The sequence below is a fragment of the Pseudomonas sp. GW821-FHT11G12 genome, from assembly GCF_058808055.1.
Window position 1 is genome coordinate 941,313 of sequence record NZ_JBXARH010000001.1, and the last position, 17,325, is coordinate 958,637.

General features: G+C 57.3%; 13 protein-coding genes. 3 read left to right on the plus strand and 10 right to left on the minus strand.

The features are described 5' to 3' along the window. The first annotated feature begins 802 nt into the window (after window positions 1–802). Both AC1RR7_RS04255 and AC1RR7_RS04260 read left to right on the plus strand, forming a co-directional pair. On the plus strand, window positions 803–5,050 hold the full coding sequence (locus AC1RR7_RS04255) for a LodA/GoxA family CTQ-dependent oxidase (protein WP_493156267.1): 4,248 nt from the start codon (window positions 803–805) through the stop codon (window positions 5,048–5,050). A gap of 7 nt (window positions 5,051–5,057) precedes the next feature. Further along, window positions 5,058–6,074 carry an NAD(P)/FAD-dependent oxidoreductase gene (locus tag AC1RR7_RS04260; RefSeq protein WP_102622248.1) on the plus strand — a complete coding sequence of 339 codons (1,017 nt, stop codon included), beginning with the start codon at window positions 5,058–5,060 and terminating at the stop codon, window positions 6,072–6,074. A gap of 109 nt (window positions 6,075–6,183) precedes the next feature. Here the strand turns inward: AC1RR7_RS04260 and AC1RR7_RS04265 are convergent, their stop codons facing one another. Continuing rightward, window positions 6,184–7,281, minus strand: coding sequence for a zinc metalloprotease (locus tag AC1RR7_RS04265; protein WP_273537069.1), 1,098 nt, complete (start codon window positions 7,279–7,281; stop codon window positions 6,184–6,186). A gap of 517 nt (window positions 7,282–7,798) precedes the next feature. On the opposite strand from AC1RR7_RS04265, the gene AC1RR7_RS04270 reads away from it, so the two are divergent. Then, the gene (locus AC1RR7_RS04270) at window positions 7,799–8,422 is read left to right on the plus strand and encodes a hypothetical protein (RefSeq protein ID WP_273537067.1); all 624 of its coding nucleotides are present in this window, start codon (window positions 7,799–7,801) and stop codon (window positions 8,420–8,422) included. Between the two features lie 274 nt (window positions 8,423–8,696). Here the strand turns inward: AC1RR7_RS04270 and AC1RR7_RS04275 are convergent, their stop codons facing one another. From AC1RR7_RS04275 to AC1RR7_RS04315, 9 genes are all read right to left on the minus strand, one after another. Beyond that, on the minus strand, window positions 8,697–8,981 hold the full coding sequence (locus AC1RR7_RS04275) for a hypothetical protein (protein WP_102622246.1): 285 nt from the start codon (window positions 8,979–8,981) through the stop codon (window positions 8,697–8,699). 85 nt (window positions 8,982–9,066) lie between these two features. Further along, entirely contained in the window at window positions 9,067–9,297 is a 231-nt protein-coding gene (locus AC1RR7_RS04280) for a hypothetical protein (protein WP_085730787.1), read from the minus strand. Between the two features lie 120 nt (window positions 9,298–9,417). Beyond that, a complete protein-coding gene (locus tag AC1RR7_RS04285; protein ID WP_096821557.1) occupies window positions 9,418–9,648 on the minus strand; it encodes a hypothetical protein in 231 nt (76 codons plus the stop codon). A 93-nt stretch (window positions 9,649–9,741) separates the two neighbouring features. Next, window positions 9,742–10,770: a DNA topoisomerase IB gene (locus AC1RR7_RS04290; protein WP_273537064.1), complete on the minus strand. Its 1,029-nt coding sequence runs from the start codon at window positions 10,768–10,770 to the stop codon at window positions 9,742–9,744. A 72-nt stretch (window positions 10,771–10,842) separates the two neighbouring features. Next, window positions 10,843–11,922, minus strand: a complete 1,080-nt coding sequence (modC, locus tag AC1RR7_RS04295; RefSeq protein WP_493064905.1) for a molybdenum ABC transporter ATP-binding protein — start codon at window positions 11,920–11,922, stop codon at window positions 10,843–10,845. 3 nt (window positions 11,923–11,925) lie between these two features. Next, on the minus strand, window positions 11,926–12,606 hold the full coding sequence (gene modB, locus AC1RR7_RS04300) for a molybdate ABC transporter permease subunit (protein WP_096821551.1): 681 nt from the start codon (window positions 12,604–12,606) through the stop codon (window positions 11,926–11,928). Further along, window positions 12,607–13,362: a molybdate ABC transporter substrate-binding protein gene (gene modA / locus AC1RR7_RS04305; RefSeq protein ID WP_273537059.1), complete on the minus strand. Its 756-nt coding sequence runs from the start codon at window positions 13,360–13,362 to the stop codon at window positions 12,607–12,609. 178 nt (window positions 13,363–13,540) lie between these two features. Further along, a complete protein-coding gene (locus AC1RR7_RS04310) occupies window positions 13,541–14,602 on the minus strand; it encodes an NAD(P)H-dependent flavin oxidoreductase (RefSeq protein WP_096821547.1) in 1,062 nt (353 codons plus the stop codon). 108 nt (window positions 14,603–14,710) lie between these two features. Further along, entirely contained in the window at window positions 14,711–17,158 is a 2,448-nt protein-coding gene (locus AC1RR7_RS04315) for an autotransporter (protein WP_493156270.1), read from the minus strand. Window positions 17,159–17,325 lie beyond the last annotated feature (167 nt).

Consider the following 17,325-nt stretch of genomic DNA (forward strand, 5'->3'; position numbering starts at 1 on the left):
ACTTGTAACAAGGGGGTATCTTCTATAGTGCGAGCGCAGAGCACACCGCGCTCGTGCATCACGAACACTCATGGCAGATTAGGTGATGGAGTGGCTCCTGGTCGTAAGGTTGCTTGCTACGCCTGGAAAGTTTTGCTCAGCGGAGTCGAGTGTCTGATCTCGAAAAGGAAAAATGTTTACAGGTGTACTACTGTCTTCTACGTGGATGCAGGGCCTGAATCAAATATCAGTTGGATTGGTTCATGACAGACTACGCTACAGACAGCTAACTAGCCTGCAATCAGGAAGATCACACGGTGTGCGATAAAAGGTGGAGGCATGAAAAGGACATCACGTTTTATCGCTTTGGTGGCGCTGGCGAATGCGTGCGCAGTTTCTCTGTTGAATTTGCTTGGAGCCCAGCAGTTTGCCTCCCCGCGTCGGCAATCTGGAGCGTCCTGTCGACTGATAGCGCGACCCGTTCGGCTTTTCTACGCCGCGCGAATGGAGCGACATGCAGATTATCGGCAGAGGCGACATCAGCCTTGGCCTATCCGCAGTCACTTTTGCGCGGCGCCCGACGATCCTGAGGGAGTTCGTATCCTAATTGATCACCTTGCATTCTCTGCCGTTGGGGATGAGTTCCAGCTGCCATTTAACAGATTGTGTGCCGACATGGCGCCATTGAATCCCGATAAAGGCACCGGAATAGTCTGGTCGATGTTTGTACTGACCCCGATGCCTACAGTGTCGAACTCACCACATCATCCGTCCAGCAACGCTCTGCCGTAGCTGCTGTCATCTCGTTCATGATGGAGGTTTTATGCCAATCCTTCACGATCAAATCGCGTACTGCAAGATCTATCCCCCTGTGGGCATCGCGCGCGTAGGCAACAGCATGGCCGCCGACGGCGTTTTCATTGCTCCGGAGAAACCTGGTGGCGAGCCCCATATTTTTGGTATGCCTTCAGGTACACCTTTCAGTTATAAGGACGCGTCTGGAGCCATACGCCGGCAAGCCGCGAAGTTTCATATCTATGCCTTCGACAGTGCGGGACGGTCGCTGGGGGAGCTGTGCGGCGAAGGTGTGGAAATCACCTGGAGCGTCGAGCTCGCCAACAAGAAGGCGGCGTGGTTCAACTTCTCGGGAGCTCACGGTGCGCTTTCGGCCTTCGAGGCTGTCGGATGGCCAGAGAATAACTTGGGTCGCAAGCTGAGGCTGCGCAACTGCGAACTTGATGGCGACGACGACTCCGGGTCGGGATTAATGGCGCTCGTCGAGGGAGGACCTTGTGGGCGCAAGTGGGTGGCCAGTATGGCGCACGCCAAAGAGTTCGAAATTCATAGTCCGGAGCGTTCTGTTTGTGGCAGTAACCGGCGACATCAGCCCGACAAGCAGAATCTGAGTTTCATCGGCAAGTTCCGCCACAATCACGATGTTTATCTTGGAGAACTTGCTACAGATGAGCAGGGGTGCCTCGTTGTAATGGGCGGTCACGGTGTTTCCGCACCGGTTGATGCACACGGCAGGGCTCTTGACGATCCCTACGAGGCCTGGATTACTCACTATGCGAACAATGATTCCTGGCACGACGATACCGCGGACGGGCCTGTCAGGGCCAAAGTGGTGCTTTGCGCAGAAGATGGGGCGCGCCATTCGGTGGAGGTTCAGGGCGCAAGTTGGGTAGTTGTCACTCCGCCTGATTTCGCGCCAGACACTCGCGACTTGGTGACGTTGTTCGACGTGATGGAGGAAGTGGCACACGACCACCCCAGGCTGTGCAACAAGACCACCCCACGCTTGCGGGACCCGGACCGGCCTGATCTTCGAAAGGATGTATGGCCGATATTTGACCGCATGGGGGGATACCGGTGGGTAAGCAAGCTCGGGCTTAGGGGGCACGGTCAGGGCCGGCCTGGCGACATCCTTCGCGGTGAGTCATACGACTTCGAGCAATTCGAGAAGGCAACGTCCGGTAAAGGGCTCTCGATGATTGGTGAAGCGGTGATGAAGGTGTTGCGCAAGCCTTCTTATCGTCGTCCAGGCATCCACATACCCAGCGACGAAGAGATGGAGGCTGCTGCCCGTATGGCCACCAGCCTCTATATGCCGCCCCTGTCCGGCGACGAAGGAACGCGCAGCGATGGTGAGTCGGGAACGTGGCTTTCCCTGACCTATTTGCAGACGAGGCGTCTGCAGGCATGGGCCGCCGGGCACGCTACCACCACAGCTGAAGGTACGGCAGCTGTCTACATCTGCAAGGACGAATCGCAAGACGAGGAGGGCAACTGTCTTCCCGATGATTCAGAACCGGAGCTACTGACTAGGGCTGTGCTCGAAGGCTGCTGCGGGGGCGCCTTCTTTCCCGGTATCGAGATCACCTCGATTGTTCGCGAAAGCCGGCTCTACTGTGAGGCTTTCCGATTCGATGACCGCGTGCTCGAAGCGGGAGACATCAGCAAATATATGGCGCTGCCATGGCAGGCGGATTTTTTTGAATGTCAGCAAAACTGGTGGCCAGCGCAACGACCAGACGACGTAATCCATGAGGATACTTTCAAAAAAGTATTCCAGGAGTTTACGCGTGCTGATACGGCCGACCTTGCGAGTGCGCTGGAGAGAATGCTTGGTGAGCGCCAACGGTGGGATCGTGGCGTCGGCACGTCGCAACCTCGGCCACCCGGTGCGTTCCTACTCTCACAAATGCTTCCGGAACCCAAGGAAGGCGAGAGCTGCTTTAGTTACTTGGACAAGGTCGCAACGATCTGGGCGAAAGCGATTCTCAGCGGTGCTACCCTCGAAGATGGGGTCAATCCGTGGCGGCAAATGTACTTGTTGCAGGAAGCCTGCGACCGATTTGCAGGTAGATGCTTTTTGCCTCGGCTACCGCAGCCGGAGGCGGTTCTGACGATCAAGGATATCCGCAAGGATCACCCTGTACTCGTGCGCGCCTATGCAATCGATTCGCTTGCGGACCTTCACGCCGTGTGGAGTGACGCAGCGCAGAGTACAAAGAATAAAGTCGCTGCGAGCCTGGAAGCGATTGTGCAGTCGTACTCCGAATATGCACAGGGCAGCCTGCAGGACTATTTCAAGGCTTGTGCAGTGCGCAGTGAATGCGGTGACTCGACCACAAGCCCTGCGACCGCCGTGTCCTTCAGGCAGACACTGAATAGCTTTCCCTGGTCCACAGATGAAGTCGATAAGCGGCAACGAGGCGAGGTGCTTCGCGACAGTCTCGAATATTGGCAGTATGCCCTGGTGGAGTTCAGGGACGCGGTATTTGATGCCATGTATCTCACCCACACTGGAACCAACGGCGACAATGCAATGGTGACGGCGTGGAAGGACCTCGGCTTTGTTGAAAAGCGTCACCAGGTCTTGCGTGATGGCAGCTCGTTAGTGGTGCACGTAGAAACGGGGCGCGATAAATTTCATGGTGCGAGCTTGCGAGACTGCTTTTACTGGCTGATGAACATCCACAATCATCAGGATTTCGTCTCCAGCGCGCTGGACATGGCGAACAAGTTCCTCGACTACGCGCAATCTGTTATCGATCAGACGGGTATCTTGGACGAGAGCCACCCGGAGACATTCGTTGAGTACAGTAAGGAGACGTTCCAGGCGAAGCTGGACGAGGTATACGAGATAATGCGGTTTCGGGCACAGAACACTGATATCTACTGGCTGGCTCGCACGCAAAACCGCGATACGGAACTTCAGGTACTTCGGGACAGGGGGCCGTTCAATCAGAGCGACGGTGTGTGGTTGCGCAATATTTCCGCTGCGGGGGCAGGGGACAAGGTTCGCGCACTCCTGTTCGAAGTCTGGAGCGACGAGATCGGTAATGGCAACCCCGCCTTGCACCATGGCAATCTCTATACGAGCCTAATGCGAAGCGTCGGTATCGAAACCTACCCCTTAGCTGCTCGCGAATATGCGAATGACCCGCAGTTCCACGAATCCATGTTCGCGGGGGCGGTGTTCCAACTGGCCATCTCCCAGCATGCCGATCGCTTCCTGCCTGAGCTACTGGGTATGACGCTGTTTCTGGAGTGGGAGGTGCTTAGCTTAGTACCGAGTATCAAGCGGCGTGACTACCTGGGCATCGACAGTCACTTCTGGCAGATGCACGTGGGTATCGACAATGCCTCCAACGGTCACGGTGCCAAGGCCCGGGACGCAGTCATGCTTTACCTCGACGATGTTAGCCACGACGGCGGCGATGCGGCCGTTCAGGCACAATGGAAACGCATCTGGCGCGGATACGTGGCATTTGCTGTAGCCGGAAATGACATGTTCGGCGATGACCTTGGCGTCTCTCGTCGCCGAACGGGGAGCGCGGCTGCCCGACTTGACGAGATGATCATGCGCAAAGCGACCTATGGTTCACAGAACCACATGCAGCATCGTATCGGCCAATACCGGATCAATGACCTTTTCGACGATCCGGAGCTGTTTCGCAGCGTGCTCGCTCAGTCGAAATGGCTCGTGGCGGGGCAGCCGGACGCCAGCCAGTTTCTGCAGCACCTCACCACATTTAATGGGCCGATGTACCAGGTTTTCAATGTCGAAGATCTCGCAATCTGGCGCGACTGGATTGAATGGTTGGGGCGGGAAGGGGATACACGGACCGCCAAACGCTACTTCGAAAAAGGCGAAGCGATGGAGGCCCTGCTATACGAGATGAAGTCGATCGCTGAAGGCGTTCATGCACATACGCGCTACCTCGCGGATGGGAATGGTAGTCCGAGCATCGCAAAACTCTTCGAAGGCGACGATATGCGGGAGCTGATGCGCAAGCTCGTCGGTACGTGGGTCATCCCGGGTGACCCGTCGGCTAGCCCACTCGTTGCGGACATGCTTCGAGGCGACAAGCCGATGGGTAAGGCGCTCGACCGCCGCTTCCCCCGCATTAACAATCGCATCGGCCGACAGATCGTGATTGAGTGGGTGATTGCGGGCTGTCCCATCCCTGACGAAGGGGCTCTTGGCAAAGTGGCTGCGCCGCTCAAGACTCTGGGGCCGAGGTTGTACATACACACCCACGGCATGGGTGCCGTGCACTGATGGTCCTATGCTACTGATTGTCGGGGCGGGTTTTGCGGGACTCTCGGCTGCACTGCGGGCACGCCATTTGGGCGTTGCAGTGACTGTTGTAGCCGGCCGGGAACGAGCCTTTGATGCGCCAGAGTGCCTGAGTCTGGAGGGCGTGCGGGCACTGCACGACTGCGGCCTCGACGCCCGTCAGCTCCAGCTACCGCCAGTTCGCGAGTACATCTCACGCTGGGGTGAGTCTCCCATGCTGAGTCGTGCGCCCCCTCCCGGTATTCCGAAAAACATAATGCTGGGCAGGGTGCAGCTGTTGCGGGCGTTGCGGGCTTGCGCGACGGAAGAGGGGGTTACCTTCGTCGAGGCCGACGAACTGTATCGCGTACTCCCGACGAGACAGGGGCTGCAACTTCAGTTCACCGGACCAGTGCAAGAGCTCGTGCTTGACGCCAGTTTCGCGATCGATGCATCGGGTCGAGCAGCAGTGCTTGCGCGCAAATTAGGTGTCGGCCGTCGGACGTTCGACCACCTTGTCGCCTACGGCGTGAGGGGGCCGGTTCATGGCTTGCCCGAGGGAGTTGTCCATACGTTTTCAGTCGCGGATGGTTGGGTATTCGCTGTCTCGGATTCACCCGGCCAGGCACATGTGTGTTTCTACACCAACGGCCGCCTTGCAGGTCGGGTGACCGAGGCTAAAATCATGGAGCGAGTTCCTTACCAGATCCGCTCGCTGATGTCAGATGAGGACATGTGGCTTGCCTCGGGCGTAAGCGCGGCCAATGCGTCCACATCCCTGCTGGACGTCCCCGGTGGGACATACTGGTTAGCTTGCGGTGATGCGTTGCAGACGGTGGACCCGCTTTCCTCAAGTGGCATCACGACAGCGCTTCAGCAGGGCGCGGCGGCGGTATCCGCGGCTGTCGCTTCTTTAAGTGGGAACTTGGAGCCGATGAGGGCTTACTGGCTAGAGTCCAGAGCGCACTTCGACAGTTATGTCCGCAATCGCAACAGTTTCTATGGTTTTGGAGAGTCGGCATCATGAGTACCATCCTCGATCTCTGCTTGACTGCGAATCTATTGCACTTATCCGCATCTGGTTCGCCGTTCGTTGTAAGCATCAAGGACGGTACTTTTGGCCCGATGGAATATCTTTAAAGATACATCAGCGTCAATTTTCCCGATAGTCCAGGGTAATACAGGCGAACTCTAACAATGTATTTTCGCCCTTTGAAGAGTTTGTAGGTGATCGTTGAGTTTCGATCCTCGCCGCTATCATCGTCTCCCGCTAAGTATCGTGGGTCTCCTTTAATTTCTTCGAACAAAACAAGCAGCGAATCGGAGGCGCCCTTCGTTTCGATACGGTAACTTCTGGATTCTGTAGGTTCGATGGTGTAGTCAATCTGTTTTCCGGCGGCGAGCGCAACGGTTACTGGCTCTGCATGGGCAAGTTGTTTCAGTTTTCCCGTCAATGGTGGGTACCACTTGCGAGTCCACTCCTTATCTCCATTCGAAAGCACGCCCGGAGGAGTAAGCCCGCTGATGTCGTATTGTTGCGGTTCGTCGATTAGACCTGAATCGAACTCGTACTCCATGATTGAGTCAGGGTCCCACGTTGAACCATTGACTTGCTGCGGCGTCAATTTTTCCAATATGTTGTGATACGTAGTTGCACGGTCCCAATTGTTTGGAGGGCCTCCTAATGAGTCATAAACCGCCTGCTCATGCCATTTGATTCCCGCAAAAGGGTTTTGATGTTCATGTTCCATGCCGAGCACATGCCCGAGCTCATGAAGTGCGGTTCCACGTCCGTAGGGTGTTGTGAGGTCCCATCCATACACAGTTGTTGGCTCGGTGAGCGGCACATTCAGGAGGTCGCGACCGACTGCAGAGGCAGAAACCCCGTCGGCGGTCGAATAGCCAATTCGGACTTCGGCTTCACTCAGTTGACCAACCTCCATGAACTCAAGACCTATGCCGACCGCTTTCCAAGTCTTGAATGCATCACGTATCGCATCCGCCTGAGCTTTCGGAACCGCATAGCGAGATCCTTTGTTAAAAAAACAATAGTGAAGAACCGTTCCGTTAGCCCATTTGGTGAATGTCGCCAGAATGGCAGCTTTCCTGCGCGGGTCTACAGTCACGGAGGGGGAAAGTTGTCGCGCAGTTCGGGGTAGATTTTGGCAGAGCGGTTTAGACGTGTTCTGTGTTTTTTTCGGGATGGACGACTTGGATCTTGGTGCACGGGCCATAGGACTTTCCTTATCAAGATGATTGGGACAGGTCTGTACCGCTTTTCTGACTCCCCGACTCTCGAGGCACAGCGTCAGATTATTTAAAGGCCAGGATAAAGCCCCCAAAAAATGTGCAACTGTTGACAGGCAGGCTTGAGAAATCTCGCTTGCAAAAATAACACTTGCATTGAATCTATAGACTGGGCGGCAGAGCGGTGCTGGACATAGTTGCTATAGGAGTTATTACTGATTTTGCTAAAGGCCTTATCCAGTTGTTCGGATTAGCTGGTCTGGAATGGCTTGTTTTGGCTGGATTGGCAGAGCGCGGACGTCTACCCAGGGGAGACAATGTTGCACAATGCAGATCGGGGATGATTTATTAAGATGTCTTCGTCTTTATCGATGCGGCGGTTGATTTTGAAAGGTAGGGCTGCACTTCAGTGGGCGTTTGCAGAAGAATTTATCTTATAAATGTCTGTTGAGGCGCTGGCGTGGTCTAGAATCATTGAGTTGGATCAATTACTGGAGTGTGAAAATGGATGAAGAAGTTAGTCTAAATGAGAAAGTAGTGTCGTTGGCGCGCCTTAAGATTGAGGTGGACTTGCTTAAGCGTGATGGGCGGGACCATGTCAGGTACACCCTTCTGGAGAGTAAATACAATGAAAACTATAAAGAGCTTTCTTTGGTGGTGGATTGCCTGAAAGAAAAGCTTAAGTTGGAAGTTGTCCGCATTCAAGGCGGGGTGGCCGAGGAGAAAGTGGCTGAAGGGTGTCGAAGGGATTCAGAAAAAGTATTATTGCAGGAGAACAGGTTGGCTAATGTTGAGGGTAGGCTTGATAGCATAGATGAAAGTCTTAAAAAACTGCTGGATTTGGATTCTACTGCTAAGGCTTCCGGAAAATATAAATTAAATTGGGCAGGCTGGTGGAGTTTGACTCCTGAGGATAGGTTTTTGGCATTTTTGTATTTATTGCCTGCTATTATTGTTCTTCTGCTTTTGTGTTCTGCTATTTATAGAGTGTTGCTTGCAGATTCTGTTGATATTAGTGTTGAACTAAATATTGCCGAGCTGATAGGTGGGTCGTTAGTCGGTTTGGGAGCAACACTGGCGGGTGGTGCATATGCGATGAAAGTATATAAAGACACGAAAGCTGAGTAAGTCTGACCTTGACCTCTTCTTTTTCCAAGATTTCAAAGGCTGATTTTTTTGGGGGCGCTTGGTCTGGGAAGTCGAGCAGTTGCGGACTTATGCCGAACTGCCGTACCAGGCCCGGATGAAATATCAGCTCCGCGCGCTCGGCGACCATATGACTCATATCTCACTGAGTCCGCGCAATCACTTCAGCCCGCTGACTTCTCTAGTTTCTCACTGCTGGGGTAGTTTGTTGTCACTTACTGAAAAGGGCCGACTGAACCGGCCCATTTTTTCGTGCTCAGACAAACGCCTGCCCGGCAAATCCTCTCGGCAAGCGCTGAAGGCCAGCCATCGCGGTCAGTCGCTCGATCCACTCCGAGCGCCAACTGGATGCATGGTGCGTTGCTTTTGCATGGCGAGAGAGCCGGCGCGCAGCATTACGTTGGTCTTTGCGTGCGTTTTTATAAGCATCTGTGTTGCGGCAGCTGCGGCATTTGACGCGATTGAGCTCGGGGCTGGCACTGAGGTTGTTGCCCTTGTGACCACAGGCCAGATGCCCGTCGACTTTGAAGTGAATGACCATGAGACGCCTCCTTGGTGACGTGTAGAGGGTTTGACCTCTCACCACCAAGGACGTTCTTTTTTGCAGCATTGCGCCAATCAGCGAATCACCTGAAGCGTGGCAGCGGCCGGTCTACAGGTTTGAGCGACGACAGGGTGCTGCGAATCAGCGGAGCATCCTTTTCGATGTCGTTCAAACGATCGCGAATGCGCAGCGCGGTCGGGTGCCCGCCTTGATGATCGACCCAGTCGGCGATCTCTTTGCAGGCCGCGGCGAGGCGTGCCTCCCGGGCATCGAGCAAGGTGAGGAGAGTGGTGATGGACTCTCTTTCGGACATGGAACACCTCCGTTCAACAAACCGCTCTGTGGCAGCAAAAAGCCCGCGAAGCGCGAGCTCTCTGCCGTTGGGGCGCTGCTCCTTCAGCTGGTTTGAGTATAGACCCGTAAATGACAGCTATCAGCCCGAAGACTCGCTGACCGTCACCCGCGAGCTGGCGGCGTTAAGCCGCAGGCATTCTCGCCGGGCGTCCTCTTCCAGATCGTAGCCATCCCCGATGAAGCCGCCGGTACGCGTGTCACTGATGCGGTACCAACCGGTGGCTTCGGCAGGTTCATGGAGACTTTCTCCGGCGCGGCGACCGTGAATGATGATCTTGTTGCAACGCTTCACGACGAAAATGTCTTCCATGGCGTCACCGCAGTTGATTCGTGTCAGATCAACTATAGAAGGCCTGACAAATCGTGCAAAAAATAGACAGGTCAGTTCGTCGGTTGCAGACGCTCAGGTCAGGGTGGTCATCCGTTCCAGGAACATGGCCAGTGCAACTTCCTCGGCGCGCAGCCCCTTGCGCACCCGAGGTTTTGGCAGCTCGGCCAGCGCGCCCAGCATGAAATGCTCCACCACGGCCGGGTGGATATAACATTTACGGCACACCGCCGGCGTGTTGCCCAGTTGCCGCGCCACACCCTTGACCATCTCCACCACATGCCGCCTGGCTTCGGTTTCCGACTCCCATTGCAACTCCCGCAACACTGCCAGGGCGAGGGCGCTGCCGGCCCAGGTCCGGTAGTCCTTGGCGGTGAAGTCCGCACCGGTCAGGGTTTGCAGGTAGGTGTTGACGTCTGAAGAGCTGACGGTGTGCCGCTCGCCATGTTCATCCAGATACTGGAACAGATTCTGCCCCGGGATTTCCAGGCAGCGCTTGATGATCCGCGCCAGGCGTCGGTCCTTTACCGTGATCTGATGTTCGACACCGCTTTTGCCGCGAAACTGGAACAGGATCGCGCTGCCGTTGACCTCGACATGCCGGCTGCGCAGGGTGGTCAGCCCGTACGACCGGTTGTCCCGCGCGTATTGGGTATTGCCGACGCGGATCAGCGTGGCATCGAGCAAAGTGATCACCGTGGCCATGACTTTGTCGCGACTGAACCCTGGCGCCGCCAACAGTGTTTCCAGTTGTTTGCGCAACTTCGGCAGCGCGATGCCGAACTCGCGCAGTCGCGAGTATTTGTCGGCATCACGGACCTCGCGCCAGCGCGGGTGATAACGGTACTGTTTGCGCCCGCGAGCATCGCGACCGGTGGCTTGCAGGTGGCCGCGAGGGTCTGCGCAGATCCAGACATCGGTGTAAGCCGGCGGCACGGCCAGCGCGTTGATGCGTTTGATTTCGTCAGGATCACTGATGCGCTGACCAGCTGTGTCGAAGTAGCAGAACTTGCCGCGCAGATTTTTGCGGGTGAGCCCGGGCTGGGTGTCATCGACGTAATGCAGGTCCGAAGGCAACACATCGGTCAGCGCGGTATCGGGCATGGCGGGAATCCTTGGCGGCAATCAGGCTGTTACAGCGATTGACCGCATGCCATGGCAGTCGTGCCGACCGATTCAAGCCAGAACCGCGACAGCCTTGATCTGCGCCCACAATTGTTGACCCGCATGCACGCCCAACTGATCCCGCGAATACCGGGTGATTCTTGCCAGCAGAGGCGTGCCGCCCGCATCAAGGCGGATCAGCACATGAGCGGCATTGTCGGCAGGCATTTCGCTGGCCACCGTGACCGGCAGGCGATTGAGGATGCTGCTGTGCTCAGTGTTTTGCAGGGTCAGGCTGATATCGCGAGCCTGCACTTTGCAGCGCAGCGTCTGACCGACTTCCATGGGGGAGTGGGTCACGCGAATGCTCAGTAACGTGTCGGGCAATTGCAGGCAGAGCAATTGGTAGTTGTGATCGTAGGAGATAACCTGCCCCTCGATCACCACTCCGGCGTCATCGCCCATTGCCAGTGGCAGATCCAGGCGAGCGAGGGTTTCGCCGATCGGACCGCTGGCCAGCGCTTTGCCGTTGTCGAGCAGCACCAGGTGGTCGGCCAGGCGCGCGACTTCGTCCTGGGCATGACTGACATACAGAACCGGGATATCGAGTTCGTCGTGCAGCCGTTGCAGGTAAGGCAGGATTTCGCTTTTGCGCTGACTGTCGAGGGCCGCGAGCGGCTCGTCCATCAGCAACAGTTTCGGACTGGTCAAGAGCGCCCGGGCGATGCCGACGCGCTGACGTTCACCACCGGATAAATGCTGCGGATGACGCTCCAGTAAATGGCCGATTCCCAACAGTTCGGTGGCCTGTGCCATGTCGACCCGGCGTTGATTCCTGGCAATCCGTTTGAGGCCGAATTGCAGGTTGGCCAGTACCGAGAGGTGAGGAAACAGGCTCGCTTCCTGAAAGACATAGCCGAGCGCACGTTTGTGCGGCGGGACGAAAATGCCTTTCTCGCTGTCCTGCCAGATTTCGTCGTTGATTTGCACAAAGGCGTGCGAAGCCCGTTCCAGTCCGGCAATGCAACGCAGGCAGGTGGTCTTGCCTGAGCCTGATTGTCCGAACAATGCGGTCACGCCACGACCGGGCAGGTGCAGGTCAACATCCAGGCCGAAGCCGGAGTAAGCGAGTTTCAAGCGTGCTTCAATCATCGATCAACTCCAGCCTGCGCGCGACTTGCGGCTGGAATAGAGCGCCAGCAACACCAGAAACGAAAACACCAGCATCGCACCGGCGAGCCAATGTGCTTGTGAGTATTCCATGGCTTCGACGTGGTCGTAGATTTGTACCGAGACCACCCGGGTCTTGTCGGGAATATTGCCGCCGATCATCAGTACAACGCCGAATTCGCCGACGGTATGGGCGAAACCCAGGATCGCCGCCGTAATGAAACCGGGACGTGCGAGCGGCAGGATGACGCTGAAAAAAGTGTCCCATGGATTGGCGCGCAAGGTGGCGGCCACTTCCAGGGGGCGAGTGCCGATGGCGGAAAAAGCGTTTTGCAACGGCTGCACCACAAAGGGCATGGAATAGAGCACCGAGCCGATGACCAGTCCGGTGAAACTGAACGTCAGTGTGCCGAGCCCCAGCCACTGGGTGAAATGCCCAAGAAAGCCATTGGGCCCGAGCGCGAGCAACAGATAAAAACCGATGACGGTCGGCGGCAGTACCAGAGGCAGGGCGACAATTGCCCCGATGGGGCCGCGCAACCAGGATTGGCTGCGCGACAGCCACAGGGCAATCGGAGTGCCGATGACCAGCAGGATCGCGGTGGTCAGGGACGCCAGTTTCAGGGTCAGCCAGATCGCCGCGAAATCGGCACTCGTCAGCGACATTTACAGCTGATAACCGTAGGACTTGATCACCGCAGCGGCTTTTGGGCCTTTGAGGTATTCAACCAGCGCCTTGGCGGCGGCGTTGTCTTTGCCTTTGTTCAGGATGACGGCGTCCTGTTTGATCGGGTCGTGCATGCTCGCCGGAACGATCCAGGCCGAGCCGCTGCTGACCTTGCCGTCCTTGTAGATCTGCGAGAGGGCAACGAAGCCCAGTTCAGCGTTGCCGGTGGAAACGAACTGATAAGCCTGAGTGATGTTCTGGCCTTCGACGATTTTGGCTTTGTTTGCATCAGTCAATTTCAGCTTTTCCAGCACCTGGGTGGCAGCCAGGCCGTAAGGCGCAGCTTTCGGGTTGGCGATGGAAAGGTGTTGGTATTCGTTTTTCTTCAGAACGTCGCCTTTGGCGTCGACGTAACCTTCTTTGGCCGACCATAGCGCCAGCGTGCCGATGGCGTAGGTGAAGCGCGAGCCCTTGACGGTGTCGCCTTCTTTTTCCAGTTTCTCAGGGGTGGTGTCGTCAGCCGAGAGGAACACTTCGAACGGCGCGCCGTTCTTGATCTGGGTGTAGAACTGTCCGGTGGCGCCATAGGCCGCGACCAGTTTGTGCCCGGTGTCTTTTTCGAAATCGGCGGCGATCGCCTGGATCGGTGCAGTGAAGTTGGCCGCGACGGCGACTTGCACTTCGTCAGCCTGAGCGGCGCCGATGGCGAATACCGCGAGCAGGGCAGGGGCAAAACGTGAGGCACGAATGGTCATGTAACAGCTCCGTTGTTGGCAAGTGCAGTGGGCAGTTATTGTTGGAGGGGTAGACTGCGCCGATGCGAGGGGGTGAATCGCTATATAGCTGAATATATAGCGAAATGCCTCTAAACGGAAAGTGCTGGTTTCAGGCAGGCAGGTGAGGGCATGAAATCCCTCAGTCTGCCGTGCTTTTTTACCGAGCCAGTTTCGCGAGCGCTCCTTCGGCGAGTTGGCGAGTCAATTCAGCACTGCTCAACTCCTTGCCCAACGTAAACGCCTGACCGGCCCAGAGATTGCTGAAGTCAGCCTCATCCTTGGCGCGCAATGGCATCAGGGCACCGCCGGCCAAGGGAAACGCCGGCGCTTTGTCCGACATTGGCCCCACTTCACGCATCACTCGATTCAGAATTCCCCGTGCCGGACGTCCGGTGAACAGGTTGGTGATAGCGGTCTCACTGTCTTTCGCCGTGCGCAGCGCCTTGTGATGAGAGGCACTGACTTTGGCCTCTGGTGTAAACAGATAAGCCGTTCCGACCTGAGCAGCAGATGCTCCGAGCATGAACGCCGCTGCAACGCCTCGCGCATCGGCGATCGCACCGGCAGCAATCACCGGCACTTTGACCGCGTCGACGATTTGCGGAACGAGGGCAAAGGTTCCGACCTGGCTGCTCAGGTCATCGCTGAGGAACATGCCCCGATGGCCTCCGGCTTCGTAGCCCATGGCGATGATTGCATCGCAACCGTTCTGTTCCAGCCAGATGGCTTCATCGACGTTGGTTGCCGAAGACAGGATTTTCGCACCGGTGGCCTTGACCCGGTTCAGCAGGGACTTTTCCGGCAGGCCGAAGTGGAAACTCACCACCTCAGGGCGAAACTCTTCCAGCACTTCGCAAGCCGCCCCATCAAACGGCGCTCGGTTGGATACCGGCGTCGGCGCATCGAAGTCGGCACCCAGTTCGCGGTAGTAGGGCTCCAGCAGATTCTTCCAGTCCCGCGCCCGCTGTTCATCGGCGGCCGGTGGCTGGTGGCAGAAGAAGTTGACGTTGAAAGGTTTGTCAGTGCCCTGGCGGATGGCCTTCAGTTCTTCGCGCAATTGCTCGATGCTCAACATCGCTGCCGGCATTGATCCCAAACCGCCCGCGTTGCACACGGCAATGACCATCGACGAGTTGGTGGCACCGGCCATCGGGCCCTGGATGATCGGCAATTCGATACCGAGCAGGTCAAGAATGCGCGTATCTGGCCATTGGTTCATGGAAAAGACTCCGAAGGACAAAGCAGGGCAGGGAAGCTGAAGCCGGTTTTTTTACCAGCAAAACCGGGTGCAGGGCCAGCCGAGATTTGTAGCCTCGCGGGATTCGGGTCAGCGTCGATGAAGTCCACCACCGCCTCCTCCGCCGAATGAATGGTTCATGAACTGCGAAGAGTTGTGGAAGTTGTTCAGACGCTGATTGCCAACGTTACGCGCCGCGGAGTCGCGATTGAGGTTCTGTAACTGAGCATTGTTGTTGGCCGGTGCGCGGGTTGCGCCCCCCTTGACCATCGACTGCCAGCCATCATCGGTTTTCTTGTAGACGTTGCCGTCATGCCCGGCGTAAACATTGTCGCCAACCCGCGCGGCGCCGCTGTTGCGTCCGTGAATCCCGCCGTATTGCGTGGTATTGCCGGTGTTCGGGTTGTAAACGGCGCCACGATTGGCCGTTACCTGAGTGCCATTGCGAGCGTTGCCTGCCGTCACCCGGCCCCCGGCGATTGCACCTCCGTTCGGTCCGACCACTTCACCGCTGCGGCCGGCTGCATAGTTGCCGGTGTAGACATTGTGTACCGCCCCACGCTGGCCGGCGGTCGCAATCCCGGTCCGTGAGTTGTAGGAGGAACCGACCTGGCCAGCCCAGCGGTTGCCGGTCCAGGCGTTGTAGCCTGCGCCATAGCGGCTGACGGTCGCCCGATCACCCCATTGCCGGTAGATGTTGCCGGTAGTACCGGCCCAGCCGCCCGGGCCCCAGGCCACGGCGCCGCCGTGATAGCCGTAGGCTGCGCCGCCCCAGGCCAGCGGCGCCGGATACAGGTGCGGCCCCCACGCGTAACCCCATCCGTAATTGCCCCACCATGGATAGGCGCCCCATCCCCAACCCATGGCGGCAGTGCTGCCGCCCCAGCTCCAGCCGAACCCGAAGCCGAAGGTCCAGCCAGTCCACGGCGTGTAGCGAATGGCGACGCCAAAGCCGTAAGTCACCGGCGGTCCGTACCAGACGCTGCCAACCCATGGCGTGTACGGATAGCCGGTGCCGTAGACCACAACACCGGTCGCCGGATCCAGCGTCGATCCCTGGTAGCCCGGGGTATAGCCGACGACGACCGTGTCACCACTGGACTCATAGACTTTGACGTAAGTGAGGTAGTGCATCGGCGAGTTCGGCGGTATCGAATAAATCACCGCTGGCACTGAGCTGGCGACGGTCCATGGCCCGGTCACTGCCGTGGCGATGAACCAGATGCCGTTCTCCACGGCGTACCAACTGTCGTTGTCGACCCGAATGATCGGCGTGGCGCTGTTGATCACATATTGAAGCGGGGTCCCGCTGATGGCTTTGAGTTGAGGCTCACCGTCAAATTGTGGCGCCGTCATTTTTACCGCGCTTTTCTTGATTGCCGACGTCTGCGGAATGGTGGCGGCAATGGCTGCTTCCTTGGATTGAGACGTGCCCGCGACCGAGGCTTTGACGTTTTCTTTCGGACTGTCGTCGGGGATGTTGGCGAAGTCTGCTGGCAGTTTGTCCGCCGGGGTAAATGTCCACGGGCCGTTCATGTCACCGGCGCGGAACCAGCGACCGGAGATCAGCACATAACTGTTCTGGTCGCCGATTTCCTTGAAGATGTGCCCGGTGGTGTTGCTGACATACAGCAATTGCGTTCCCTGGATCGGCTGCCACTGTGGCGCGCCGTCGGTGACGATCAGTTCGGTCGGGGTCGTGGCCACGAAGATCTTCGGCTGCGGCGGTTTGGCCAGACTCGGTACTTTGTCCTTCGGATCGCTTTGCCCGGTGAGCAGATCCACCTGCCGGCTCTCGATCGCCGCTTTCTTGGCTTTCTCCAGATCCGCTGGAGGCGATGAGAGCAGGGCGTAGGGCCCCGACAATTGATCGGCAACCATCCAGCCATCGAACACATGCAGATAATGTTTGCCCTGGGCGTCCTTGAGCAGCAGAGGGCGGGTGTTGATCACCCGTTGCAATCCGGTGCCGTCGACCTGGCGATACGCAGCCTCACCGTCGATATAGACAAGCAAGGCCGGCACGTCCGAGCTGAGGATGGTCGGTGGCGTGTTTTCCAGGGGCGCGGTGTCGGCTTTCTGTTCGGCGGTCAGTACGCCAACGGCAGCTTCCAATTGATCGAGTGAAATGGTTTTCTTGCGCTTGGCCGCATCGTTTTGCAGTGTCGTGATCCACATCCCTGCCTGGCTGGCGTCTGCAGGGAAATCAGCCTTGATGATTTTGTATTGGTCGAGCATGACCCAGCGAGTGGCCTTGTCGACCAGCGTGTGAGCGCTGAACTGGACGATGCCATAAGTCGACTTGCCGGCAGCATCGGTTGCTTCTACGGCGGCGCGGGCCTGCAAGGTGTAGCCGTCCCAGCTGTCGAGCTGCGGCTGATACACGGTGAGTTTTGACTTGCCGCTGGTGATGACTTGCGGCCATGTCGGCTCAACGGCAGTGGCGTCTGCCGTCTTGGCCGCAGGCGCCGCCCAAGCGGTATTGAATGCCAACAGACAGAGCATCAGCCAGGCAAGAAAAGGGCGGGCGCGGGACATTGTCAGCTCCATCGACAAGGGCTTCTCGGGGATAAGTGGAAGCCGTCGAAAGAGCATAGCCGGCCGATCCGGAATCATCCGGCGGTTTCAGCGATTGGCGGAAGGTCGAGTGGGGCAAAATGTTGCAGTGTGCTATTTGAATGCCACGAGATCCTGAATTCATTTCC

Coding starts and splice junctions, on each gene's coding strand:
- AC1RR7_RS04255 (WP_493156267.1), top strand. CDS start 803: ATGCCAATCCTTCACGATCAAATCGCGTACTGCAAGATCTATCCCCCT.
- AC1RR7_RS04260 (WP_102622248.1), top strand. CDS start 5,058: ATGCTACTGATTGTCGGGGCGGGTTTTGCGGGACTCTCGGCTGCACTG.
- AC1RR7_RS04265 (WP_273537069.1), bottom strand. CDS start 7,281: ATGGCCCGTGCACCAAGATCCAAGTCGTCCATCCCGAAAAAAACACAG.
- AC1RR7_RS04270 (WP_273537067.1), top strand. CDS start 7,799: ATGGATGAAGAAGTTAGTCTAAATGAGAAAGTAGTGTCGTTGGCGCGC.
- AC1RR7_RS04275 (WP_102622246.1), bottom strand. CDS start 8,981: ATGGTCATTCACTTCAAAGTCGACGGGCATCTGGCCTGTGGTCACAAG.
- AC1RR7_RS04280 (WP_085730787.1), bottom strand. CDS start 9,297: ATGTCCGAAAGAGAGTCCATCACCACTCTCCTCACCTTGCTCGATGCC.
- AC1RR7_RS04285 (WP_096821557.1), bottom strand. CDS start 9,648: ATGGAAGACATTTTCGTCGTGAAGCGTTGCAACAAGATCATCATTCAC.
- AC1RR7_RS04290 (WP_273537064.1), bottom strand. CDS start 10,770: ATGCCCGATACCGCGCTGACCGATGTGTTGCCTTCGGACCTGCATTAC.
- modC (WP_493064905.1), bottom strand. CDS start 11,922: ATGATTGAAGCACGCTTGAAACTCGCTTACTCCGGCTTCGGCCTGGAT.
- modB (WP_096821551.1), bottom strand. CDS start 12,606: ATGTCGCTGACGAGTGCCGATTTCGCGGCGATCTGGCTGACCCTGAAA.
- modA (WP_273537059.1), bottom strand. CDS start 13,362: ATGACCATTCGTGCCTCACGTTTTGCCCCTGCCCTGCTCGCGGTATTC.
- AC1RR7_RS04310 (WP_096821547.1), bottom strand. CDS start 14,602: ATGAACCAATGGCCAGATACGCGCATTCTTGACCTGCTCGGTATCGAA.
- AC1RR7_RS04315 (WP_493156270.1), bottom strand. CDS start 17,158: ATGTCCCGCGCCCGCCCTTTTCTTGCCTGGCTGATGCTCTGTCTGTTG.